Annotated in this window: 20 protein-coding genes; 15 read left to right on the forward strand and 5 right to left on the reverse strand. The window is 41.9% G+C overall.

Going from position 1 to position 26,312, the window contains the following annotated elements:
- Positions 1-66: 66 nt before the first annotated feature.
- Positions 67-384: a met regulon transcriptional regulator MetJ gene (gene metJ / locus Q0V26_RS01720; RefSeq protein ID WP_297475236.1), complete on the reverse strand. Its 318-nt coding sequence runs from the start codon at positions 382-384 to the stop codon at positions 67-69.
- A 306-nt stretch (positions 385-690) separates the two neighbouring features.
- Here metJ and Q0V26_RS01725 point away from each other — a divergent pair, with 306 nt between their 5' ends.
- Both Q0V26_RS01725 and Q0V26_RS01730 read left to right on the forward strand, forming a co-directional pair.
- A complete protein-coding gene (locus Q0V26_RS01725) occupies positions 691-1,857 on the forward strand; it encodes an O-succinylhomoserine (thiol)-lyase (protein ID WP_297475238.1) in 1,167 nt (388 codons plus the stop codon).
- Positions 1,857-4,271, forward strand: coding sequence for a bifunctional aspartate kinase/homoserine dehydrogenase II (locus tag Q0V26_RS01730; protein ID WP_297475240.1), 2,415 nt, complete (start codon positions 1,857-1,859; stop codon positions 4,269-4,271). Before Q0V26_RS01725 ends, Q0V26_RS01730 begins: the two co-directional genes overlap by 1 nt.
- Positions 4,272-4,336: 65 nt before the next feature.
- Here the strand turns inward: Q0V26_RS01730 and Q0V26_RS01735 are convergent, their stop codons facing one another.
- Together Q0V26_RS01735 and ppc are read right to left on the reverse strand one after the other, a co-directional pair.
- Positions 4,337-4,903 carry a PadR family transcriptional regulator gene (locus Q0V26_RS01735; RefSeq protein ID WP_297475243.1) on the reverse strand — a complete coding sequence of 189 codons (567 nt, stop codon included), beginning with the start codon at positions 4,901-4,903 and terminating at the stop codon, positions 4,337-4,339.
- A gap of 411 nt (positions 4,904-5,314) precedes the next feature.
- Positions 5,315-7,945, reverse strand: coding sequence for a phosphoenolpyruvate carboxylase (gene ppc / locus Q0V26_RS01740; RefSeq protein ID WP_297475245.1), 2,631 nt, complete (start codon positions 7,943-7,945; stop codon positions 5,315-5,317).
- 630 nt (positions 7,946-8,575) lie between these two features.
- Between ppc and argC the strand changes: the two genes are divergently transcribed.
- From argC to argH, 4 genes are all read left to right on the forward strand, one after another.
- Positions 8,576-9,589 carry an N-acetyl-gamma-glutamyl-phosphate reductase gene (argC, locus tag Q0V26_RS01745; RefSeq protein WP_297475247.1) on the forward strand — a complete coding sequence of 338 codons (1,014 nt, stop codon included), beginning with the start codon at positions 8,576-8,578 and terminating at the stop codon, positions 9,587-9,589.
- Between the two features lie 10 nt (positions 9,590-9,599).
- The gene (gene argB, locus Q0V26_RS01750; protein ID WP_297475249.1) at positions 9,600-10,394 is read left to right on the forward strand and encodes an acetylglutamate kinase; all 795 of its coding nucleotides are present in this window, start codon (positions 9,600-9,602) and stop codon (positions 10,392-10,394) included.
- Positions 10,395-10,497: 103 nt separating this feature from the next.
- Entirely contained in the window at positions 10,498-11,703 is a 1,206-nt protein-coding gene (locus Q0V26_RS01755) for an argininosuccinate synthase (RefSeq protein ID WP_297475251.1), read from the forward strand.
- A gap of 103 nt (positions 11,704-11,806) precedes the next feature.
- On the forward strand, positions 11,807-13,684 hold the full coding sequence (argH, locus tag Q0V26_RS01760) for an argininosuccinate lyase (protein WP_297475253.1): 1,878 nt from the start codon (positions 11,807-11,809) through the stop codon (positions 13,682-13,684).
- A gap of 83 nt (positions 13,685-13,767) precedes the next feature.
- Here the strand turns inward: argH and Q0V26_RS01765 are convergent, their stop codons facing one another.
- A complete protein-coding gene (locus tag Q0V26_RS01765; protein ID WP_080158756.1) occupies positions 13,768-14,496 on the reverse strand; it encodes a glutathione peroxidase in 729 nt (242 codons plus the stop codon).
- Positions 14,497-14,655: 159 nt separating this feature from the next.
- Between Q0V26_RS01765 and oxyR the strand changes: the two genes are divergently transcribed.
- Positions 14,656-15,567 carry a DNA-binding transcriptional regulator OxyR gene (oxyR, locus tag Q0V26_RS01770; protein WP_297475255.1) on the forward strand — a complete coding sequence of 304 codons (912 nt, stop codon included), beginning with the start codon at positions 14,656-14,658 and terminating at the stop codon, positions 15,565-15,567.
- 86 nt (positions 15,568-15,653) lie between these two features.
- Here oxyR and Q0V26_RS01775 read toward each other — a convergent pair whose 3' ends face one another.
- Entirely contained in the window at positions 15,654-18,242 is a 2,589-nt protein-coding gene (locus Q0V26_RS01775; protein WP_297475257.1) for a PBP1A family penicillin-binding protein, read from the reverse strand.
- Between the two features lie 148 nt (positions 18,243-18,390).
- Here Q0V26_RS01775 and pilM point away from each other — a divergent pair, with 148 nt between their 5' ends.
- The 8 genes from pilM (at position 18,391) to Q0V26_RS01815 (ending at position 26,283) form a co-directional block, all read left to right on the forward strand.
- On the forward strand, positions 18,391-19,371 hold the full coding sequence (pilM, locus tag Q0V26_RS01780; RefSeq protein ID WP_297475259.1) for a type IV pilus assembly protein PilM: 981 nt from the start codon (positions 18,391-18,393) through the stop codon (positions 19,369-19,371).
- Entirely contained in the window at positions 19,368-19,979 is a 612-nt protein-coding gene (locus Q0V26_RS01785; protein WP_297475261.1) for a PilN domain-containing protein, read from the forward strand. Before pilM ends, Q0V26_RS01785 begins: the two co-directional genes overlap by 4 nt.
- Positions 19,972-20,556: a type 4a pilus biogenesis protein PilO gene (locus Q0V26_RS01790; RefSeq protein ID WP_297475263.1), complete on the forward strand. Its 585-nt coding sequence runs from the start codon at positions 19,972-19,974 to the stop codon at positions 20,554-20,556. The genes Q0V26_RS01785 and Q0V26_RS01790 overlap by 8 nt, the downstream gene beginning before the upstream one ends.
- A gap of 10 nt (positions 20,557-20,566) precedes the next feature.
- Positions 20,567-21,082, forward strand: coding sequence for a pilus assembly protein PilP (locus Q0V26_RS01795; RefSeq protein ID WP_297475265.1), 516 nt, complete (start codon positions 20,567-20,569; stop codon positions 21,080-21,082).
- Between the two features lie 67 nt (positions 21,083-21,149).
- Positions 21,150-22,817 (forward strand): type IV pilus secretin PilQ family protein, encoded by a 1,668-nt coding sequence (locus tag Q0V26_RS01800; RefSeq protein WP_297476352.1) that lies wholly within the window; start codon positions 21,150-21,152, stop codon positions 22,815-22,817.
- A gap of 387 nt (positions 22,818-23,204) precedes the next feature.
- Positions 23,205-23,723 (forward strand): shikimate kinase AroK, encoded by a 519-nt coding sequence (aroK, locus tag Q0V26_RS01805; RefSeq protein ID WP_045035958.1) that lies wholly within the window; start codon positions 23,205-23,207, stop codon positions 23,721-23,723.
- 23 nt (positions 23,724-23,746) lie between these two features.
- Positions 23,747-24,826, forward strand: a complete 1,080-nt coding sequence (gene aroB, locus Q0V26_RS01810; protein ID WP_297475269.1) for a 3-dehydroquinate synthase — start codon at positions 23,747-23,749, stop codon at positions 24,824-24,826.
- Between the two features lie 23 nt (positions 24,827-24,849).
- The gene (locus Q0V26_RS01815; RefSeq protein WP_297475271.1) at positions 24,850-26,283 is read left to right on the forward strand and encodes an AAA family ATPase; all 1,434 of its coding nucleotides are present in this window, start codon (positions 24,850-24,852) and stop codon (positions 26,281-26,283) included.
- Positions 26,284-26,312 lie beyond the last annotated feature (29 nt).

Genomic DNA, 26,312 nt, shown 5'->3' on the forward strand with positions numbered 1-26,312 from the left:
AACTTAAATTTGTCAGATGTAAAAAAACCAGCATAAATGCTGGTTTTTTGCTATCTCATGTACATGTTATTCATTAATGTCTTCGTAACTGATACCCATCGCGTCCATTAATAGCTTTGCTTCTGCAGGAAGATCGTCAGGGTGATCTTTACGGATATCATCATCTGTGGGTAACGGTTGGCCTGTATAGGCATGTAGGAAAGCTTCACAGAGTAGTTCACTGTTGGTAGCGTGGCGCAGGTTATTGACCTGACGACGAGTACGTTCATCAGTAAGAATTTTGAGGACCTTTAATGGAATAGACACTGTAATTTTTTTTACTTGTTCATTTTTTTTACCGTGTTCTGCATAAGGGCTAATATATTCGCCATTCCACTTTGCCATGTTTTACCTTCTCAGCGATGTTTAATTAATGATGATAACAATGTCGCGATGACGGTTGTTAGTACATAGTCATGATAGGCGGCGATATTACGTGAACATCACTAGTTTGTCCTCTACAGTGGTAGACAACAGTTGCTAGATCACGACTATTTTTTCAATTATTGAATTTTAGCGGGATTTACCGCTATAAGCAAAGACATATGGACGTCTAGAGGTGTTGACGTCTTGTTTTGATGTGGTTAAGGTTGTTAACAACCATCATTATTTATTTACAGGGTTCATCCCCTTATAACAAGGAACGTTATTATGAGTGATAAGCAGCTTGCGACCATTGCCGTTCGTACCGGTATTGACGTTGATTCACAATATAATGCTGTTGTGCCGCCAATTTACTTAACGTCCACCTACAGTTTTCCTGCGCTAGGTGAGTTACCGCAATATGATTATTCCCGTTCAGGCAATCCAACTCGTAACACATTAGCTGATGCTCTGAGTGATATGGAAGGCGGCGCGGGGGGCGTCGTCACCAGTTGTGGTACAGCTGCGATGAATTTATTGGTGTCTGCAGTTTTAGGTCCTAATGATTTATTGATTGCGCCCCATGATTGTTATGGCGGCAGTTATCGTTTATTCAATACTCGCGCTCAAAAGGGCGACTTTAAAGTGCTGTTTATTGATCAATCAGATTCTGAGGCCTTAGCGGCAGCATTGGCACAAAAGCCGACCTTGTTATGGCTTGAGACCCCCTCGAATCCTTTAGTGCGGGTGATTGATATTACGGCGATTTGCCAACAAGCACAGGCGGTTGGTTGCCAAGTTGCCGTTGATAACACTTTCCTATCGCCATTATTACAGCAACCTTTATCGCTTGGGGCTGATTTTGTAGTGCATTCAACCACTAAATATATAAATGGCCACTCTGATGTTGTTGGTGGTGTTTTAATTGCCAAACAGCAATCTGCAGCTGAAAATCTAAGTTGGTGGGCAAATTGTATCGGTGCCACAGGGGCTCCCTTTGATGCGTATTTAACCTTACGTGGATTACGTACATTAGCACCTCGAATGAGAATGCATGAAGAGAATGGAGCCGCAGTGTTAGCTTATTTACAGCAACAACCATTGGTTGGCACCATTTATCATCCAAGTTTACCTACTCATCCAGGGCATGAAATTGCTAAATGCCAACAGCGTGGTTTTGGATCAATGATGAGTTTTGAATTTGCAGGAAGCTATCAGCAATTGGAATTGTTTGTTAAAAAATTGCAATTATTTTCATTAGCAGAGTCATTAGGGGGAACGGAGAGTTTAATTGCTCATCCAGCTTCAATGACTCATCGTGCTATGACCGATGAAGCACAACGAGCGGCAGGGATCTCTACCTCTTTGTTACGGTTATCGGTAGGTTTAGAAGACCCACAAGATTTGATTGCTGATCTTAAACAGGCGTTCGCTATTGCAAAGGAGGGCTGCTGATGAAAAAAGATCTGCGCCAATTACATAAATTTGGTGGAAGTAGCCTTGCTGATGCTGATTGTTATCGCCGTGTCGTTGATATTTTACAATCGTACTCTAATAGCACGGATTTAGTGGTGGTATCGGCGGCAGGAAAAACCACCAATCAATTGTTGTTATGGTTAGAACAATTAGTCACTGATGGCCGCTTAGCTCATGAAACTTTACTCTCTATTCGAGTATTTCAGCAGCAATTGATCTGTGAGTTACTTGAGCCTCAAGACGCAGAGCCGCTACAACAGCAGTTATATGCGGAGCTGGCGTTAATTGCTCAGTGGGGACAATCAACTATGACAGCTGAGGTGAAAAATGCGGTTTTAGGTCATGGTGAATTATGGTCTGCACGGTTATTAAGTGCCTTATTAAACCAATGCCAATTAGCGGCGATAGATATTGATTCACGTTTATTTTTACGGGCCGATCATGCGGTGCAGCCTGAAGTGGATAAAGTTTTATCTGAACCATTATTGGATCAATTATTAGCACAATATCAACAACAGCGATTAGTGATCACCGGTTTTATGGCCGCGAATCAGCACCAGCAAACGGTGTTACTTGGTCGTAATGGGTCTGATTATTCTGCGACGATTATTGGTGCTTTAGCCAAGGTTGACCGAGTAACAATTTGGAGTGATGTCGCAGGTGTTTATAGTGCCGATCCTCGTAAAGTCACCAATGCTTGTCTATTGCCCTTATTACGATTAGATGAAGCCAATGAATTAGCTCGTCTTGCTGCGCCAGTTTTACATAGTCGAACACTCCAACCCGTCGCCCAAAGTAGTCTTGATTTAACCTTACGTTGTAGTCATCATCCTGAATCTGGATCAACGCGGGTTGAGCGGGTATTAGCATCAGGTCGTGGTGCTAAAATTATTTCATCACTCAATGATGTGTGTTTAATTGAGCTTGATGTGCCACAGGGAATGACAGTGGCACATATTCAACATGACGTGCAGTTATTATTAGATCGAGCGCAATTACAGCCACTTGCTCAAACCATGGATAAAGGGAAGCGGCGCATTGTTTTGGCCTATACCCAAGAAATGGTAAATAGTGTGCTGAGGTTATTGCAAGACAGCGGTGTTGCAGTTGAACTTCGATTGCGGGAAGGCTTTTCAATGGTTGCCGCCGTGGGTGCTGGAGTGTTGAATAATCCTAATCATTGCCATGGCTTCTATCAGCAACTTAAAGGATTACCCGTTGAATTTATGATGGAGGCGGAGTCTGGCTTAAGTTTAGTTGCAGTGCTCCGTGATATTGATACGGATACGTTAGTCAGCGATATCCATCAAGCGTTATTTCAAGCACAAAAAAGTGTGGGTATTGTGTTGTGCGGTAAAGGCAATATTGGTAAACATTGGTTAGGGTTGTTTAGTCGTGAAAAATCAGCATTAGAGCTACGCCATGGGATGCGATTTAATTTAATTGGTATTGTTGGCCAACATCAATGTTGGATTAATAGTGCTGGAATTACGCCGCAAACAGCATTAGAACAGTTTCAAGATCAGGCAACAGGTTACCAATTACCACAATTATTATCTCAACTGGCAGCGGTTGATTACGATGATGTGGTAATGGTGGATGTGACAGCAAGTCATCAGCTGGCAGCGTTATATCCCCGTATTGCAGCGAGTGGATTACACCTTATTTCTGCTAATAAAATTGCGGGTTCTGCGGCGACCATAGAGTATCAGGCGGTGATTGATGCTTTCGCTAAAAGTAGTCGTTATTGGTTGTACAATGCGACTGTTGGTGCAGGTTTACCCATCAATCATACCGTGCGTGATCTTCGAGAAAGTGGTGATCGTATTTTAGCTATATCGGGTATTTTCTCAGGTACATTATCATGGTTGTTCCAACAGTTTGATGGTAGTCTGCCGTTTTCTGAATTGCTTGAACAGGCATGGCAGCAGGGATTAACTGAACCGGACCCTCGCCACGATCTAGATGGCAGTGATGTGATGCGAAAATTGGTTATTTTAGCTCGTGAATCTGGGTTTGAGATTGAACCGCAGCAAGTGCAAGTAGAGTCATTAGTTCCACCGACTTTGCAGAATTTAAGCGTCGATAATTTTTTTGAACATGTCGCTGAGCTTGATTTATTATTAGCGGAAAAGCTAGCTCGTGCGGTTAGTGAAGAAAAAGTATTACGCTATGTGGCACGGTTAGATCGCCATGGTAAAGCGTATGTCGGACTAGAAGCGTTGCCTAATGAACATGCATTAGCAAATTTATTACCGTGTGATAATATTTTTGCGATTGAAAGTCAGTGGTATCGTGAGAATCCATTAGTGATTCGTGGCCCAGGGGCTGGACGTGATGTGACGGCAGGGGCGCTAATTTCTGATATCAATCGATTAGCGATGATGTTGTAACATTACACGGTTAGTTGTAATAAAAAGCCGCAGTTTAAACTGCGGCTTTATTTTTTGATATTGATTTAGTTGATAGCAACTGCGCTATTTTCACTGTCTATATCTTTCAGTTCAGCTAATACTTCTTCAGCCCATAATATCCAAGCTTGGCGGTTATGAAGCCCGCGGCGTAAGGTTAAACGGTCGAGACGTTGTTGACGATCCATGTTTTTGTAATCGCTAAAATGAATTTGTTCTAGCTCTTGATAATGACCCATTAAAATGTGTGATTCATCAATTAAAGCTTCAAGTTGCTGCTGCATTGGTAATGAATTGTGAACACCGCAAATCAATAGTTTTGCAGAAAATTCATCGCGCGTGGTTGGATTACGTGCTGGCTCTTGGAACCACTCAAATAATGCCTGTCGGCCAAGATCGGTAATTGAATACACTTTACGATCAGGTTTGCCATCTTGAGGTTCAAGACGACAGGTTACTTGATCGTTCGTTGCCATTTTATTGAGTTCACGATACACCTGTTGGTGACTCGCTTTCCAAAAATAACCGATACTGTGTGAAAATTCTTTGGTTATATCGTAGCCAGTTGCTTCACGAGTGCTGAGCACTGTTAAAATTACATGTGGTAGTGACATCTCTTCTATCCGTTAAATATATAAAATAAAAAAACACAATAGGGCTTAGATTATGTAACGCTTCAAATGACGTTTTTAATTTATAATCGTGCTATTGCACTGCCTAATTGCGGTCGCATAGAATATCATTAATTGGCTCAGTATCGATACTTCTAGTTCAATTATCTGTTACTGAGGCGTTTCAATTTATTATTTTGTGAATTATCGCTAAGTTAATTTAGCGCTAAAAAGGTAATAATTTGATTGAAATATATTCATCTTTTCTCATATTGATACTTTTCTATCTTAGTCTTTATAAGCAATATAATGCTGTGTCAAAATTGAGACTTAGCCATAATTTTTAACAATATTATAAATAACAGTTAAAAAAAAAGGCTATCCAAAGATAGCCTTGTTAGTGTTATTAGTCGATCAACCTGTATTACGCATACCAGTTGCAATACCTGCAATGGTGACCATTAATGCTTCTTCAAGCTCTGTTGGTAACTCTTCCTGCTGACGAGTACGGTAAAGTAATTCAGCTTGCAGCATATTAAGTGGTTTGACATAAATATTACGCAGGCGAATAGATTCTGCACCCCATGGGTCTTGCTGCATCAAATGGTCATTATTTTCAACGGTTAAGACTGTTTTAATGTCTTGCTGTAATTGTGAGCGTAATTGTTTACCTAGTGGCCATAATGCTTTATCGGTTAAGCGTTGATCATAGTATTCAGCAATACCAAGGTTAGTTTTACTGTATACCATTTCTAGCATACCTAACCGGGTTGAGAAAAACGGCCATTCGCGACACATTTCTTCTAGTTGTGCGGTATCACCATTATCAATTGAATGTTGAATCGCTTCACCCGCGCCTAACCATGCTGGTAATAAGAGGCGGTTCTGACTCCAAGCAAAAATCCATGGAATAGCACGTAAACTCTCAACGCCACCATTAGGATTACGTTTTGCAGGGCGAGAGCCCAGCGGTAACTTACCCAGTTCAGATTCTGGCGTTGCAGCGCGGAAATAAGGAATAAACTCCGGCGTGTTACGGACTATATTACGGTACGCGTCACATGAAACATGAGAAAGTTGGTCCATGATCTGACGCCATTCTTGTTTCGGTGCTGGTGGCGGCAGTAAGTTAGCTTCTAACGTTGCGCTCGCGTAAAGGCTGAGGCTGTTAATTGCCACTTCAGGTAAACCGAGCTTAAAGCGAATCATCTCACCTTGTTCGGTGACGCGTAAACCACCTTTTAGGCTGCGTGGTGGTTGAGATAATAATGCCGCATGTGCTGGTGCGCCGCCACGACCAATACTACCGCCACGGCCGTGGAATAAGGTGATTTCAACTTCTGCTTTTTCACAGACATCAACCAGTTTTTCCATCGCACTGTATTGTGCCCAACCCGCAGACATGACCCCAGCATCTTTGGCTGAATCAGAATAGCCAATCATTACCATTTGATGGTTTTGAATAAAGCCACGGTACCAGTCAATGTTAAGCAGTTGCTCAATAACATCAGCACCATTATTTAAGTCTTCAAGTGTTTCAAATAATGGACACACATCCATGCGGAACGGGCAACCTGCTTCTTGCAGTAATAAGTGGACGGCTAATACATCAGAGGCAGTACGTGCCATTGAGATCACATAAGCACCTAATGCTTCACGTGGTTGTTCTGCAATTGCTTTACAGGTTTCGAGTACTTCTTGAACGTCAGCTGATGGTTCCCACTTTCGTGGTAGTAATGGTCGTTTAGACGATAATTCACGGACTAAGAATGCGATCTTATCTTGTTCACACCATTGACTGTAATCACCTAAACCAAGATGACGCGTTAGCTCTGAAATAACATTTTCGTGGCGAGTACTTTCTTGACGAATATCCAGTTTAACCAGATGCACACCAAAACATTTGATACGACGTAATGAATCAAGCAGTAAGCCGTCAGCAATGATCGCCATACCACATTGATGTAATGACTGGTAACACGCAAACAGTGGATCCCATAGCTCAGCAACATCATTAATAATGTGCTTAGAAAGGGGAGCGATACCGTTGATTTGAGCTTCTAAACTATCACGTGTAATAATTAATTTAGTACGTAATTGTTTTAAAATTGCGCGGTAAGGTTCATGTGCTTCACCTGCGAGCTCTCGCACCTCAGCATTACATTGAATCATTGATAATTCATTGATCAATTCTTGCACGTCACCAAGATAAAGTTCAGCGGCTTTCCAACGAGAAAGACGTAAAACTTCATGGGTAACATTAGAGGTCACAAATGGGTTGCCATCGCGATCTCCGCCCATCCATGATGAGAAGGTAACCGGTGCAGCATCTAGCGGTAACTTCTGATCTAAATGTTGTTGTAGTTTTTCATCAAATAGACGTAAAAATTCTGGCACTGCTTGCCACAATGAATTTTCAACCACGGCATAGCCCCATTTAGCTTCGTCAATTGGGGTTGGGCGTTGCTGGCGAATAACATCTGAGTACCACGCTTGGGCAATCAGTTGCTCTAATCGTTGTTCAACACGAGCACGTTCAGCGGTTGATAATTCGCTTAATTCTAATTGCGATAAACATTTATTAATCTGTACCAATTTATGGATCATGGTACGACGTGCAATTTCTGTTGGGTGCGCTGTGAGCACTAAATTAATATTTAATTCATTTATTGCAGTTAAAGAATCAGCAGGATTAACCTCATTCTCAACTAATTTAGTAAATAACTCATCAAGTGCATCTGGGCTGCATAATGTTGTTTCACATTGACGTGAAATTGTATGGTATTGCTCTGCAATATTGGTGAGATTAAGGAATTGACTAAAAGCTCGAGCTACAGGAAGTAATTGATCATCGGGTAGATTTTGTAATTCAGCAATCAGTTTCTCGCTATCATCTTGATTACCTGTACCTGCTGATTTAGAAAGTTTGCGGATAGTTTCTACTTTTTCTAATAGTTCATCACCGCAGGCTGTTTTGATCGTATTACCCAGTAAATGGCCAAGCATACTGACATTACTTGTTAACGCGCTGTATTTCTCGTTCATATCGTATCCATTCCGTAATTTTGTTACATCCAATTTAACCCTATACCCCACAATCTAGCCGTGAAGTTAGTGACAGGTCAACAGAGATTGTATTTATCGCTAATAAAAACGAGTGATATTGATTTTGGTCATAATTTTGATTGAATATTGTAATTTTGTTTCATTCCTGCCTACGTTCGTCCACATTTTTGTTCCTTATTAAGGAGGTAGGGCAAAAAAGTGCCATTAAATAAATTATTTCTGTTATGGTTTGATGTCGTAAAAGTTAATTAAAAGATAATAAAATATATTTTTCTATTGTTATGCTATTGACAGTGTGCAACTTAACCAGTAAACATATTAATTCAAATTTATGAATAAATGGCGTTGGCTGTTTATTTATCCTTGAGCAAAGGAACGCTCAGGGTTTATTGTTCTATGCAGGAAGTTACTATCATGAATCAAATCTATACATCTGCCTTCATCCCCCTTCGACGACGCTAAGTCTTTTGCCTTAGGTGCTTTTACGTGCCTTTTCTGTGCTGTTTACAGCGCTCCTCCGTTAGCCGTTATGACAATCATCACTACTTATGCCATAGCTCCAATTATTTGATTACGGCTCGATAACACTACAATGATATGGAATTCGCAATGTTAAACACGGTTATTATTGGCGCCAGTGGCTATACCGGCGCAGAACTGGCAAAAATAGTGAGTCGTCATCCGCAGTTAATGCTTTGCAGTTTGTATGTTTCAGCCACCAGTGTTGATGCAGGAAAGCCATTGAGCGCGCTGCATGGCCAATTACACGGTATGGTTGATCTACCGTTGCAACCGCTAACAGATATTAAAGCAGCGGCAACAAACATTGATATTGTGTTATTAGCAACAGCCCATGAAGTAAGCCATGATATTGCGGCTGAATGTCTAAATATGGGGTGTCAGGTGTTTGACTTGTCAGGTGCTTTTAGAGTGAAAGCGGATGGTTTTTATGAACAATATTATGGTTTTGAGCACCAATATGAGGCATTGCTAGACAGTGCTGTTTATGGGTTAGCAGAATGGAATCACGATCAAATTCGCCAAGCGCAGTTGATTGCTGTTCCTGGGTGCTATCCTACCGCATCTCAATTAGCGTTAAAACCATTGCTCGTTGCAGGTCTGCTTGATTGCGATCAATGGCCGGTGATTAATGCCGTCAGTGGTGTTTCAGGTGCGGGTCGTAAAGCAAGCATGACCAATAGTTTTTGTGAGGTGAGTTTACAAGCATATGGTTTGTTTACTCATCGTCATCAACCTGAAATTGCCCATCATCTTAATTGCGATATTATTTTTACGCCTCATCTCGGGAATTTTAAACGCGGAATTTTAGCCACTATTACCGCGAAGCTAGCGCCTGGCGTAACTGCTGAAGACGTGACTGTAGCAATGGAGTCTGCTTATCTAAATACGACGGATCAACATGCGGTACGGCTACTTAACAATAATACCGCTAAGCTGGATGATGTTGTTGGTAGCTGTTTTTGTGATATCGGCTGGCAGGTTCAAGGTGAACATATTATTTTAACCGCCGCGATTGATAATTTATTGAAAGGGGCTTCATCACAAGCAGTTCAATGCATAAATATTCGTAATGGTTTTCCTCAATTAACCGCATTGGTGTAGGAGTAACACAATGAATCAAGTTCCTTTAGTGATTAAACTCGGTGGTGCTGCATTGGAATGTAATGTCACCTTAGAACGATTATTTTCAACCATAAATACTTATCAATCACGTTCACAACGCCCGATTTTATTTGTTCATGGCGGTGGCTATCTTGTTGATGACCTGATGAAAAAATTGCAATTGCCGACAGTTAAAAAGCAAGGGTTACGGGTTACTCCTAGTGATCAAATTGGCTTGATTACCGGTGCGTTAGCTGGCACGGCCAATAAAATGCTGCAAGGGCAAGCAGTTAAAGCTGGCGTGGCAGCTGTAGGATTAAGTTTAGCTGATGGCGGTTTATGTACTGTTAGTCAATTAGATCCAGATCTTGGTGCTGTCGGTCATGCTGAACCCAATAATAGCGCTTTAGTGGGTCAAATTATGCAGCTAGGTTTTGTACCAATCATTAGCTCTATTGGACTTAATGGTCAGGGTGAAATGATGAATGTTAATGCTGATCAAGCTGCGGTTGCCGTTGCTGCGGCTGTTGGTGGAGAGTTGGTATTACTGTCTGATGTGACGGGCGTACTTGATGGTAAAGGTAATTTAATTAAACAGTTAACTGAATTTGAGGCGGAAGCGTTAATTGCTCAAGCGGTGATTACCGACGGTATGATTGTGAAAGTGCGTGCGGCATTTACAGCGGCTAAAGCCTTAGGGCGCTCGATTGAAGTGGCCAGTTGGCGTTATCCCGATAAGCTTAATGCTTTATTAGCAGGTGAGAGTATCGGGACTCGATTTACGTTGCCATCAATGGGTGATTAGCCTGTATTGATGACAGTTCATTGATGTATTACGACGAATTAATATTTTTGAAAATAGTGCCTGAACGGGATGACCGCGACAAGGCTGAAAAGGAGAGCAGCAGATGAGCAAGATTAACAAAGTGGTATTGGCCTATTCAGGTGGTTTAGATACTTCAGCCATTATTCCATGGCTAAAAGAGAACTATGACTGTGAAGTGGTCGCGTTTGTGGCAGATGTCGGTCAAGGTGAAGAAGAGTTGGTTGGCATTGAAGCCAAAGCACTCGCCTCTGGTGCATCTGCATGTTACATCGCTGATTTAAAAGAAGAGATGGTCAAAGATTATATTTACCCATCCCTTAAAACGGGAGCAACTTACGAAGGTAAATATTTACTGGGCACTTCAATGGCGCGTCCCATTATTGCTAAAGCGCAAGTGGAGTGTGCATTAGAAGTTGGTGCTGATGCGTTATGTCATGGTTGTACAGGTAAAGGAAATGATCAGGTGCGTTTTGAAGGGGCATTTGCGGCTCTTGCGCCACAATTGACAGTGATTGCACCATGGCGTGAATGGAATTTACGTAGCCGTGAAGCACTGCTTGATTATTTGGCTGAGCGTAATATTCCTTGTACTGCATCGTTAGAAAAAATTTATTCACGTGATGCTAATGCATGGCACGTTTCAACTGAAGGCGGTGTACTTGAAAATACGTGGAATGCACCTAATGAGTTATGTTGGGTGTGGACTAAAGATCCACAACAGGCGCCTGATATCGCTGAAACGGTGTCTGTTTTAGTTGAAAAAGGTGAAGTGGTTGCGGTTGATGGTGAGCCGATGACGCCTTATAACGCGCTTAATTATCTCAATAGCAAAGGTGCCAAGCACGGAATTGGACGGATTGATATTGTTGAGAACCGTCTTGTAGGAATCAAATCTCGTGGTTGCTATGAAACCCCAGGTGGCACCATCATGATGGAAGCATTGCGTGCTGTTGAGCAATTAGTGCTAGATAAAGAGTCGTTTGAGTTCCGTCAAACCATTGGTCTTAAAGCATCGCACCTTATTTATGATGGCCGCTGGTTTACGCCATTGTGCCAATCGTTGTTAGCCGCGGCTGATACGTTGGCACAAGATGTAACGGGTGAAGTCGTGATTCAACTATATAAAGGCCAAGCCACCGTTATTCAAAAGCGTTCAGGCAATAGTTTGTACTCGGAAGAGTTTGCTACGTTTGGTGAAGATGATGTTTATGATCATAGTCATGCTGGCGGTTTTATTCGTTTGTATTCTTTGGCAAGCCGTATTCGTGCGCTTAATAGTCAAAAATAAATAATCCAATCAATATTGTTGCTTGCGCTGTAATGATGACGCTATTCATTGCAACGTAAGCTTCTCAATATGACTTCGCTTAGACAGTAACAGGAGATTTAGCATGGCATTATGGGGTGGGCGGTTTAGTCAGGCAGCTGACATCAGATTTAAACAATTTAATGATTCGTTGCGTTTTGACTATCGACTCGCAGAGCAAGATATTGTCGGTTCAATAGCTTGGTCAAAAGCCCTGCGCCAAGTGAACGTACTTACTGAAACAGAGCAACAACAGCTTGAATTGGCACTAAATGAACTTAAATTAGCGGTAATGGAAGATCCTGAACAAATTCTCGCTTCCGATGCTGAAGATATTCACAGTTGGGTTGAACAGCAGTTGATTGCTAAAGTGGGGGATTTGGGTAAAAAACTACACACGGGTCGTTCACGTAATGATCAGGTGGCGACGGATCTTAAACTGTGGTGCCGTCAGCAAGGTCAGCAATTATTGTTGATGTTAGATAAATTACAGCAACAGTTAGTTACCGTCGCCCGCCAACATCAAGCAACGGTATTACCCGGATATACCCATTTGCAACGAGCGCAGCCCGTCACTTTTGCCCATTGGTGTTTAGCGTATGTTGAAATGCTAGAGCGTGATCATTCACGCTTAGATGATGCTATGACGCGACTTGATACCTGCCCGTTAGGCTCTGGCGCACTGGCAGGAACGGCGTATCCGATAGATCGTGAAGTGTTAGCCCATAACCTTGGTTTTCAGCGCGCAACCCGTAATAGTCTTGATTCGGTGTCTGATCGTGATCACGTGATGGAACTATTATCTACCGCATCAATTTCAATGTTGCATTTATCACGAATGGCGGAAGATTTAATTTTCTATAATTCTGGCGAATCTAATTTCATTGAACTTGATGATGCGGTGACCTCAGGTTCATCATTGATGCCGCAAAAGAAAAACCCTGATGCTCTGGAGCTTATTCGTGGCAAGTGTGGCCGAGTGTACGGTGCTATGACAGCGATGATGATGACGGTTAAAGCATTACCGCTAGCTTACAATAAGGACATGCAAGAAGACAAAGAAGGGTTATTTGATGCGTTAGATAGCTGGCATGATTGTATGGAAATGGCGGCATTATGTTTTGAAGGGATCAAGATTAATCAAGATCGTACTTTAGAAGCGGCGATGCAAGGCTATTCAAATGCGACCGAATTAGCCGATTATTTAGTGGCGAAAGGGATCCCTTTTCGAGAAGCTCATCATATTGTTGGAGTGGCGGTGGTGGCTGCGATTGCCAAAGGCTGTGCGTTAGAAGAACTCTCTCTTGAGGAGATGAAACAATTTTCGACGGTGATTGAAAGTGATGTCTATCCGATGTTGACCATTGAATCATGTTTAGATAAACGTTGCGCTCTTGGTGGCGTAGCGCCAAACCAAGTTGATTATGCTATTGGTCAAGCAGAGAAGCGGCTTGATAAGCGTTATTCGCCTAATGTTAAAGTACGAGGTGCACGACTCACCGATCTTGATGCTATTGAAGGCATGGTGGTGTATTGGGCGGGGCTAGGTGAGAATTTACCGCGTAATCGTAATGAGTTAGTGCGCGATATTGGCTCGTTTGCAGTGGCTGAAAACCATGGTGTAGTAACCGGGTGTGCATCATTGTATGTCTATGATTCTGGACTGGCTGAGATACGATCTTTAGGGGTTGAAGCGGGCTGGCAACAACAAGGTCAAGGAAAAGCGATTGTTGAACATTTGCTTGATAAAGCCACTCAAATGGCGATAAAAAAAGTGTTTGTGTTAACTCGAGTGCCAGAGTTCTTTATGAAACGTGGTTTTACGCCAACCTCAAAAGCCTTATTACCAGAGAAAGTAATGAAAGACTGTGATCGTTGTCCACGCCAACATGCGTGTGATGAGGTCGCTCTAGAGGTCTGGCTTGATCAAGCTCAGCATATTCCAACGGTGAATGTTGCTTAGTCCAATATTAGCGATGGATTGATATCAAAAAGCCCTCACTTTATTGTAAAGTAAGGGCTTTCTTTGTAGCTAATGATTATTGCTTAGCCTAAGAAAATTTCTAGTTCTTCGCTACCACCAATGTGTTTACCACCGATGAAGACTTGAGGCACAGTGCTACGGCCAGTAATTGCACGTAGAGAAACCGTGGTTGCGTCTTTGCCTAGAATGATTTCTTCATACTGTAGGCCTTTGTCGATTAAATTCTGTTTTGCTTTAACACAGAAAGGACAACCAGGCTTTGAGAATACAGTGATTGATTCTTGTAGTTTTTGCTCAGGTGCAATGTAGTTCAACATTGTATCAGCGTCAGAGACTTTGAACGGGTCGCCTGGTTCTTCGTTTTCAACGAACATTTTCTCAACCACGCCGTTTTTAACCAGCATGCTGTAACGCCATGAACGCGCACCAAAACCTAGGTCGTCTTTTTCAACTAACATACCCATGCCGTTAGTGAACTCACCATTACCATCTGGAATGAAAGTGATATTTTCTGCTTCTTGATCTGCTTTCCATGCATTCATTACGAACGTATCGTTAACCGATACACATAGAATGTCGTCAACGCCATTGTCAGCAAATACTGATGCTAGCTCGTTATAACGAGGTAGATGGCTAGAAGAACATGTTGGTGTAAATGCGCCTGGTAGGCTAAATACAACCACTGTTTTATTAGCAAATAACTCATTAGTTGTTACGTCTACCCATTGATCACCCTTACGAGTGTGGAAAGTAACTTGAGGTACTGGCTGACCTTCTTTAGATGCGAACATAATGTGATTCCTTAAAAAATATAAATAAATTTAATGCAATCGGAGCTTCGTAAATATGTTCTCCATATTGATGAAGTAATTATGCGATTTTACTCTTGATAGTTCTAATCGTTTACTGCTATGGTTTTGATAGTTGATTCCTATTGGTAACCTTAGCTAATGAATATTCGAGATCTTGAGTACCTTGTCGCCCTATCTGAACATAAGCATTTTCGTAAAGCCGCTGAAGCATGTTACGTCAGTCAGCCAACCCTAAGTGGTCAAATTCGTAAATTAGAAGATGAACTAGGGGTGTCGTTGTTAGAACGAACCAGTCGTCGCGTACTTTTTACCGATGCGGGATTGAGTTTAGTCGCCCAAGCTCAAAAAGTGTTGCTTGAGGTCAAAATATTGACCGAACTTGCTAGTTTACAAGGAGAAAGCATGGCCGGCCCGTTACATATTGGCTTTATTCCAACGGTTGGTCCATATTTATTACCACAAATTATTCCAACACTTAAAGAAGCTTTTCCTGAATTAGAGTTGTTTTTACATGAAGCGCAAACTCATCAGTTAATTCAACAACTTGAAGAGGGAAAACTTGATTGCATTATTTTAGCGGCAGTCAAAGAGAGCGAACCGTTTATTGAGCTGTCATTGTATGATGAGCCAATGATGCTTGCTGTGCCTGAAACTCACCAATGGGCACAAGAGAAAGAAATTGATATGTCATGTTTACACGGTGAAACTTTATTGATGTTGGAAGATGGCCACTGTTTGCGTAATCAAGCATTAGGTTTTTGTTTTGCGGCGGGTGCACGTGATGATGGTCGTTTTAAAGCGACTAGCCTTGAAACTCTACGTAATATGGTCGCTGCGGGCAGTGGTATAACTTTATTGCCTCAGTTAGCAACCCCTAAAGAACATTGCCGTGATGGGGTTTGTTATATTGCAGCAGAACATCCGCAACCAACCCGTTTAATAACCCTAGCCTACCGTCCGGGATCACCGTTAAAATCACGTTATGAGAAATTAGCGGCGGTGATAAAGGCTAAGATGCCGACTATTTTTGAAAAGCATGTCCAACAATAATTGCTAATACCGACGATCAGTCATGATATTTGAGCAAAAAAAGAGCGCCAATCGGCGCTCTTTTTGATTGCGATTAGAAATCGTAATTAGAATAACTCTTCTGCTGTTTCAGTCTCAAACTTCTGTTCATAAATGACTTGGCGAACAGATTGTTTTGGTTCAGTACCTTTGATGAAGTACTCATACATTGAGCTTGAACCACTACGATCTGAAAGTTTACCTGTTGTACGATCAATACGTACTTTAACAATGTCGGCAGGAATTTGTAGTGGTTGTTCTGGCGTATTTTCCAATGCTGCACGCATGAAATTAATCCATGCTGGTTGAGCGGCATTACCACCGTATTCACCACCTATAACTTGGTTTTTTCCGAGGTTGCTATTATATCGAGTGCGTCCGAGTGTATGGCGGTGATCATCAAAACCAACCCATGTTGTCGCAACAATGTTAGGACCAAAACCGGTATACCAAGCATCTTTCGAATCGTTAGTAGTACCTGTTTTTCCACCAATATCATGTCGATCTAATACGCGAGCTCTAAAGCCTGTACCATATGAATGATTGGGCTCACCCCAAATATTACTGGTCAACATTTGACGAACAAGAAATGCATTTTGCTCACTTATCACTTCAGGAGCATAACGTACATCAGGCGGTGTGATCACTTGCTCTAGCTGTGCTAATGTTGGTTTTTCAGCAGTCGATGATGGCGCTTTTTGAATTGGTGTATTTTGAGCTGCTGTTGCGAGTGCTACTTGCATTTTTGCTTGTGGATTTTGACTTTGGCAAACATCGTCACAAACAATTTTAGGATTAGCACTGTAGATCAACCCACCATTACTATTATCAACTTTATTGATAAGGAATGGTTTAACGGCATAACCACCGTTAGCAAACACAGAATAACCTTGAGCTAACTCTAGTGGCGTTAAACTACCGGCACCTAACGCTAACGGTTCTGCACGAGGAAGATCAGAGCGTTTAAATCCAAATCGAGTGAGGTAGTTAATCGTAAAATCTAAACCAGCTAGACGTAATACACGAATCGCCATCACGTTGATAGAACGTGCTAGACCAATGCGAGCACGGGTCGGACCCCCGTAACGACCATCAGCATTTTTTGGTCGCCATGCGGTACCTTGCCATTTATCCCATTTAGTTATCGGTGCATCATTAATTAGCGTGGCTAGCGTCATTCCTTTTTCAATTGCAGCCGAGTAAATAAAGGGCTTAATGCCTGAACCTACCTGTCGAATCGATTGAGTCGCGCGGTTAAATTTACTTTGAGTGTAGTTAAAACCACCGATCATTGCCAATACCGCACCGTTGTTTGGTGACATTGCCACAAATGACGTATTTGCTCCTGGTACTTGGCTTAATACCCAATGATCAGTTGTTACTGCGGCAGTATCTGCTGTTGCTGCAACCGTCGTAGCTTTATTTTGAACCCAGATTTGTTGACCTGCAGTTAAAATTTGGGTCGCTGTTGTTGGTGCAGGGCCTTGGGTGGTATTGCTCTGGAACTTACGTGCCCATTTCATACCATTCCAATTTAAGGTTATCGTTTGACCTTGTTTGGTCACCACTGTCGCGGTTTGTTGCTTAACCTGAGTAACGACCGCTGGAATTAATTCACCGTAAGTTGGCTGGTTGCTTAGCTTCTCAACGATCTGATTTGCGTTTAGAGGCGTTTGACCTGGCTTCCATATTACTGCTGTTGCACCACGATAACCATGTCGTTCATCGTAACTGAGTAAGTTATCAACAGCCGCTTGCTGAGCGGCATGCTGTAACTTCGCATTGATGGTGGTGTAAACGTTCATGCCTTTAGTGTAAGCATCTTCACCATAGCGGTTAACCATCCATGCACGTGCTCGTTCTGCAACGTAAGGCGCATAAAGTTGAATTTCTGCGCGATGGTAATGGGAAATAATTGGCTCTGAACGCGCTTTATCCATTTGTGCTTGGGTGATGTAACCTTCTTTAAACATACGATCAAGTACCACATTACGACGAGTTGTCGCACGATCGATAGAGTAAATTGGGTTCATGGTTGATGGCGCTTTAGGCAAGCCAGCAATAACAGCCATTTCACTTAATGTTAGCTCATTAACACTTTTACCGAAGTAAACCTGTGCCGCCGCTCCAACACCATAAGCACGATAGCCGAGGTAAATTTTATTTAGATAAAGTTCAAGAATTTGATCTTTCGTTAAAATTTGCTCGATATGAATCGCAATAAATGCTTCTCGAATTTTACGAGAGAAAGTCTTTTTATTGGATAAGAAAAAGTTACGTGCAAGCTGTTGTGTGATTGTACTGGCACCTTGACGCGCATGACCAGAGGTTAACATCACAAACACGGCACGAGCAATACCAATAGGATCGACACCGTGATGCTCATAAAAACGACTGTCTTCGGTCGCAATAAAACCATCGACTAGCAGTGGTGGCATTTGTTTAAGTGTTAGTGGTATACGACGTTTCTCACCAAACTGTGAGATCAGTTCACCATCAGCACTGTACACCCTTAATGGTGTTTGCAGTTCTATATTTTTTAATTTAGCAACATCTGGTAGGTCTGGTTTTAGGTATAAATAAAAACCAAAAATTGTACCCACTCCAAGAGTGATGCAAATTATTGCAAGTATTAGTAATCGCTTTATGAACTTCACTTGAGATTTCCCGTTACGCCATCGTTCTGGCGGTCATTATCTATTATCTTTTACCTTCAAGTATAAAGATAACAAAAAATTAATTAATGCCGTTGATGGTGTTTATTCGAAATAGTTTGTTTTTTCGCCACATAGGAGCATAACACGGATGTTTCGGAACCCATTAAGTGTTGGGGTAGATATTGGTAATCACAGTATAAAAGCTGTGGCACTACAACAAAAAAAAGAGCAGTTTGAGTTAGCTGCGTTTATTGAAATTGAATTGACTAAAACAGTCATAAATGATCAGCATAGCGTGAATAATGCTGAGCTGTTGTCAGCAATGCGTCAAATTAAAAAGCAATTACCATGGCAAGCCAAAGCCGTTACCTTAGCCTTACCTGATAGTGCAGTGATCAGCAAAGTTGTTCAATTAGATACCAGCCTCAGTGAAGAAGAGGCTGAGTTCGCCATAGTGCAAGCATTGGGTGCGGCTTCGCCGTTCCCGGTGGAAGAGCTATGCTTTGATTATTTTCCTCTTATCAGTGATCGCTTTAGTGACTCAGCGTCGACGACACCATTTCAAGTGTTTGCTTCTCGCCGAGAGACGATAGATAACCGCTTAAATTCATTATTAAAGCTCGGTTTTAAGCCTAAAGTAATGGAGCTACAAACTCATGCTTTGTTATGGCTGGCGGAATACCTTGCTGAAATGGGAAGTCATTATAACCAATGGGGCGTAGTTGATGTAGGTAAACGTCATACTGAATTTTGCATGAAACCTCAAGGTAGTGCGGCTTATCATCGTGAAATTCGATTTGGTACGGGTTTGTTTGATAATCAAGAAACAGCAATTGAACTTGGTAGTAATCATGCTGAACAATTTACTAAACAATTAGCAGAGCAATTAAAGCGCCAAATTCAATTATATAACTCAACTCATCCACGTAGTGGCATTAAAGGCTTATGGCTCTGTGGCGGAGGTCAAAGTTTAATCTCTGAATCATTGCTGCAACGTTTGATTGGGTTAGATGTAACCTGGGTAAGTCCATTTCAGCATTTTAGTTGTGCTAAAAAAGTTGAATTACCACATTCAATGTCGAGTCAATATGCCGTTGCTACAGGTTTAGCACTGCGAGGGCTAGCATGATCGATAAACTTAATCTATTGCCGTGGAGAGAGCAGCGGCGTAAACAGCATAAACAGCGTTTTGTCGGGTTATTGATGGCCAGTGTTGCGGTGGCGATTATGGGGAATGGTGTAATTGGTGAGTACATTGAAAAGCAACAATTGCAGCAACAGAGCCGTAATGATCAACTGCAACAAGAATTGGACAGTTTAGAGCAGCGATTGGCTTTCTTGCCGCAATTAGATAAACAGCGAGATGCGATTGAGCTGCGATTAAAGGTGATTGCTGATATTCAATTATCACGTAATCGCGTCACGCAGCTGCTTAATCAGTTACCAGAAGTGGTGCCTGCTGGCGTATATCTAGACGGCGTTAATTTAGCCTCGCAACGGGTAAAAGTTGATGGCTTTGGTGATACTAACGGTCACCTTGCCGCGTTATTAGGTAAAGCTGAGCAATCACCGTGGTTTCAAAATATTGAAATGCACTCTTTAGTTACCACCAAAAGTGCAGATAAAAAACAAAAATCACAGTTTAATGCGTCTTTTGATTTAGCAACGCCTGCAATTAATAACAAGCCGTTAAAGGCGAACTTTCCTACTGCAATAGTGGAGAAAAACAATGATTGATTGGCGTGAATTAGAGCTTGATGAAATCACTGAATGGCCATTATTGCCCCAAGGCTTAATTGCTTTGGTGTTGACAGTATTGCTCTCAGCTTTTGGTTATTGGTATTGGTTAACGCCGCTGAGCGAGGCTTTAGAACAACAAAAACAACAGGAAATAACGTTACGTACTCAACTCGTTAGTCGCGCTGCTCAAGTGGCCGCTTTGCCGCGAGTTAAAGAACAAGTTGCTGAGCTTAATCGTCGTTATCAAGAAGTTATTGAACAATTGCCAGAAGAGCAAGAACTGGCGAGCCTACTGGCAAGTATTAATGATATCGGTGTCAAAAATGGATTGATCTTCCAGTCAATTAAGTGGGCATCACGTATCGAACATGACCTTTATTATGAACTACCGCTAAATATGCAGTTGACGGGCTCTTATCAACAGATTGGTCAGTTTGCTGAAGCGATAGCCCAGCTGCCGCGAATAGTTAACTTACGTAATGTTGAGTTGGGACGGGTGGATAAGCAAGGTTTTGATGAATTGTTGTCGTTAACCGTCTCTGCTACGACATACCGCTTTAAAACCCCACAATAATGAGGATCTTATGAGAACACTATTATGGCTGTTACCGTTAGGACTCGGATTAATGGGGTGTCAGGCTAACACTGATTCAATTGAACAGTTTATTGCTAAAACACACACCAATGCTAAAGCAAAAGTAAAACCATTGGCTGATCCTTATATTTTTGTCGCTGAATCATTTGTAATGACCAGTAAACGAGTGCCATTTTTACGGCCAAGGCCAGAGCTATTATTAGCGAAACAAGCGAATAGTAGTTGTTGGCAGCCGTTAGCTGATCACAAGCCAACGCCGTTAGAAACGTTTCCATTAGAGCAACTTTCGATGAAAGGGGCGATTGGACATCAGCATCAATTGTGGGGGCTGGTTTATACCCCTAAAGGCGAGTTAGTAAAAATTAAGCCAGGACAGTTTGTTGGGCTTAATCGCGGCAAAGTAATAAAGGTGAGTGATAAGCTCATTGAAATAGAAGAAACATTACCCGATGGCAAAGGTTGTTGGCTTACACGGCCTGCAAAGCTGGCTTTAGTTCAGCATTAATCAAGGATGAGTTATGAAAGGGAATACATGGGGGCTTAGCCGCCAGATTTTCGTCAGTGTATGGTTAATGTGCTGCGGGTTGCTGACGGTAACCAGCGTTACAGCAGCGCCAGCGAGTGGCATTACTAATCAAGTTCAAGATATTGAATTTCATCGTGATGGTAAAGGTCGAGGCGTATTAACTGTTAAGTTAAAACAGCCGCAGTCATTGGTTGATATTCGCCGTCAAGGTAAGCAATTACAGCTGGATATTTTTGATACTCAGTTAACCAATGAGCAAATACACACTTTAGATGTAATTGATTTTGCTACGGTCGTTAATAGCATTGATACTAGCAATGTGCCTCGTGGGGCGCGGTTTATGTTTAATATGACTGGTGGTTATGATTACGATTATCGTATTCGAGGCAATAACCTTGAAGTGACGTTAATTAAACGTACTCAAGCTAAAACGGTAACAACGACAAACAAAGGTAATGTGTCTTACAAAGGCAAACCTATTTCAATTAACTTTCAAGATATTCCCGTACGCAATGTCTTACAGTTAATTGCTGATTACAATGATTTTAACTTGGTGGTTGCCGATACGGTGAGTGGCAACGTCACTCTTCGCTTAGATAATGTACCATGGCCACAAGTGCTCGATATTATTCTACAAGCGAAAGGGCTAGATAAGCGTATTCGTGGTTCGGTGCTATTAGTAGCCCCTAAGGCTGAGCTAGTAGCGAATGAACGCCAAGTGATGGAAACAGCACGTAAGCAGCAAGAACTAGCTAGTTTACGTTCTGAACTTATTCAAGTGAACTATGCGAAAGCAACAGACCTTTCAGCGTTATTGAGTGGTTCAAGTGACGGCGTGGGAATGCTGTCAGAACGCGGTTCTTTGCATGTTGATGAGCGAACTAATGCCTTGATAATTAAAGATACACCTGAAAATATCGCCAGTATTAAAGACATCGTAGTTGCGCTTGATATTCCAGTCAAACAAGTACAGATTGAAGCGCGTATTGTTACCATTGATGAAGGTAATATTGATGAGCTTGGTGTTCGTTGGGGCGTTTCAAGTATTGATGGTGATACCACTATTGGTGGCTCTATTGAAGGTAACCTCGGTAGTTCTGGATTATTAGATGACACTACCGTTGATGATTTCCTTAACGTTAACTTAGGTGCTAGTCAAAATGGAGCGGCCAGTATTGCATTTCAGGTGGCAAAGTTAGGTAATGTGTTGTTAGATTTAGAGTTATCAGCATTACAGTCAGAACGTAAAGCTGAAATTATTTCAAGTCCACGTTTAATGACCACTAACAAAAAAGCGGCTTATATCGAGCAAGGTACCGAAATTCCATATCTTGAAGCATCATCAAGTGGTGCGGTGTCGGTTGATTTTAAAAAGGCTGTGCTGAGCTTGATGGTAACCCCTCAAATCACCCCCGATAATAAATTGGTATTGGATTTAGAAGTCACGCAAGACAGTAAAGGTGAAGAAGTGCCAACAGGGGTAGGCACTGCTGTGGCCATTAAAACACAGCGGATTGGTACTCAAGTGTTAGTCAACAATGGTGAAACGGTCGTATTGGGGGGTATTTATCAAAACCAAGTTAATAATAGTGTCCGTAAAGTGCCTATCCTTGGTGATATTCCCGTACTTGGTGCATTATTTAGACATAAAATGGAAGAACTTGGAAAACGTGAATTATTGATTTTTGTGACGCCAAAGATTGTGATGCAATAATTTTTCACTTACCGAATCACCTTGCTGATAATGCTTCTAAACAATACTTCAGCAGGGTGAGTTTCAGTAAAAGTTGTTTTATTTCTACTGGTTACCTTAGTCCATTGAATGGGTGTTGAGCATGTTATTCGACAATTATTAGGATGTTTACAAGCTTAATACGATTGACCTCTGACCTCGGGTAAGCCATTATGGCAGCCTCTGTGGGTAAGACAGGCTTAATAAAATATCGATTGATGTCGACTAGCTATTGCAAAATAGTAGTCAGTCCTGAGATAATTTTCTGTCTTATCACGAATTATATGTGAGGAACTTGGCGCCTCGGGCTTATATTACATAGAGCCTGCGGGTGGTGTCGTTTTATTAACCGCGCGTAAATTGCTAAAAATGGCTGAAAAACGAAATATTTTCTTGGTTGGCCCTATGGGTGCCGGCAAAAGCACTATTGGTAGACACCTTGCACAACAGCTGCATATGGAATTCTTTGATTCAGATACTGTGATCGAAGAACGTACTGGCGCTGATATTAGTTGGGTGTTTGATGTTGAAGGTGAAGACGGTTTCCGTGTTCGCGAAGAAGCTGTAATTGATGACCTAACACAAGAACAAGGTATTGTTCTCGCAACGGGTGGCGGCTCTGTTATTAACAAAGAGAACCGCAATCGCCTTTCTGCTCGTGGTATTGTTGTTTATCTAGAGACGACTATTGAAAAACAATTAGCTCGTACTCAACGTGATAAAAAACGCCCGTTACTTCAAACTGACACACCTCGTGAAGTACTTGAAGAACTAGCAGCAGAGCGTAACCCATTGTATGAAGAGGTTGCTGACTACGTTGTTCGTACTGATGATCAGAGTGCGAAGGTAGTTGCTAACCAAATCATCAAGATGTTGGAAGAGCGTTAATTCATTAAAAAGAGAAGCTGACCATGGAACGGATCAATGTCAATTTAGATGACAGAAGCTACCCTATTTCAATTGGCGCCGAGTTGTTCGACAACTCGGCGTTGTTTGCATCTGCGATATCTGCAGGCAAGCAAGTAGTTGTGGTCAGTAATGATACTGTTGCCCCGTTATATGCGGATCAGGTAATAGCAACCATCAGTTCATTATCGTGCCAAGTGGCACTACTTTCTCTGCCTGATGGTGAACAATATAAAACCCTTGATACGTTTCATCACATCATGACATTTTTACTGGAAGGTAATTATGGCCGCGATGTGATTTTAGTTGCTTTAGGCGGCGGCGTAATTGGTGATATCGTTGGCTTTGCGGCTGCGAGTTATCAGCGAGGGGTTGATTTTATTCAGGTGCCAACCACGTTGTTAGCACAAGTTGATTCATCTGTTGGTGGAAAAACTGCGGTTAATCACCGTCTGGGTAAAAACATGATTGGTGCCTTTTACCAACCTAAAGCAGTGATTATTGATAATTATTGTTTACATACCTTGCCGCAACGAGAGTTAGCAGCAGGATTGGCAGAAGTCATCAAGTACGGCATTATTGCCGATCATGATTTTTTTGTTTGGTTAGAGAATAACATCGAAAGCTTACATGCACTGGATAACGAGGCGTTGTGTTACGCCATTAGCCGTTGCTGTCAAATTAAAGCCGATGTTGTTGCTGCCGACGAAAAAGAATCAGGCGTTAGGGCATTACTTAATCTTGGCCATACCTTTGGTCATGCGATTGAAGCAGAAATGGGCTACGGTAATTGGCTGCATGGCGAAGCGGTGTCAGTAGGTACAATTCTCGCAGCACATACTGCCGCAAAGCAGGGATTAATCAGTGATGCTGATGTAATGCGGATTATTGCATTACATCAACGAGCAAATTTGCCCGTTGTTGCTCCTGATACAATGTTTTTTGACGATTTTATTAAGCACATGATGCGTGATAAAAAAGTATTGTCAGGTCAGCTACGCTTAGTGTTGCCAACATCGATTGGTAGTGCTGAGGTTGTGGCTGATGTTCCTTTTGATGTGCTTCAGGATGTAATTGGTCGCTAAGCTGTAACCAATTGATAACTTGCATGACAAAACGAAAAAGTCTGGATCTGGAAAGCCAGATCCAGTTGCTGACTCGAGTACAGTTCATTACTCGGTTTAGCTCTCACCTCATTCACCTCTCTGGTGCACCAGGCTCAGGTAAAACTTGGCTTGCCCATGCTTTTCTTGAAGATTATGCCACCGATTGTCATCAAGTATTATTGATGTGTCAGCATGGACAAACAGATGTTCAACATCGTACCTTACTGCTACAACAATTTGTTAGCCACGCTATGTTTAATGAACATGACTCTTTATGTCAGAGTGTTGAGCATCTATTAGCGAACCAACATTATAAATTAATGGTGGTGATTGATGACGCCCAGTGTCTGAGCCCAACGTTAATTGCTGAATTGTGGGCATTGGCACAATATGCCAATCAACATCCAGAGCGACAACTGAATATTGTGCTATTTGCCAATCGTGGCGAGTTGAATCAAACTTTAGCCCATGTCGCTCATGGCTCAGGTATTACTCCTGTTGAACTTGATATTGATGATTTTAGTCAGCAAGAAGTGATGCTATTTAGTGATATGCTAATGACATCCGATGGATTAGATGCCCCTTGTCGGCGTTCATTAAAACAGCGCTTACTAATGGCGCTTCCTCGTCCGGGCGTATTACACAATCTTCCGCAAGCAGAAAGGATAACCATGAATTCAAATATGAAAAAGAAGCCGTTATTACCAATTGTAATTGGTGGCGTGATCATTGTTTTAATTGCTGGTGGTTATTTCTTTATGACATCACACTCTGGTAGTGAGTCTGCATCTGCAACGATAACTACATCTCAGCTTCCTGTGCCTGCGGCGGTAACAATTGATAAAGAGCCATTACCACCACAAGTTAATCCACAGGGATTAACCGTGGGGCGTCAAGATGACATCAAAGGTCAAGAGCGAATTGTTATCTCTGATCAACAAATTGATGCCATTATTGATGAGCACACGTTGGACGATCATCCTGCTACTACAGAAGCTACAGAAGCTACAGAAGCTACAGAAGCTACAGAAGCTACAGAAATGGCTGAAAAATCGCCTGTCATTGCGACAGGAGCAATCAAAACGCCAGCGGCTGTTAGTGTTATATCATCACCTGTCTCTAAGTTAGATTGGTCACTTAAATTAGCCGCAGATAAACAACGATTAATTGCCGTAAAGCCAACGCATTATGCGTTACAACTGGCGGCAACTCAGAGCCTTGCCGCCGCTGCAGAATTTATTACAGCCCATAATGTAATGGATGCGATGGTTTACCAAACGGTACGTAATCAGCAGTCATGGTTTATTGTTGTGACCGGAAATTACGCTACCGCGAGTCAGGCACGCACTGTAAAAAATCAATTATCGCCTGCATTACAACAGCTAAAACCATGGTTAAAATCTTATCGTAAGATCACACAAGAAATAGATCGCTAAAAATAAAGCCATAAATAGTAGTTATTTAT

It is taken from the genome of uncultured Photobacterium sp. (genome assembly GCF_947039875.1).
Taxonomy (GTDB): Bacteria; Pseudomonadota; Gammaproteobacteria; order Enterobacterales; family Vibrionaceae; genus Photobacterium.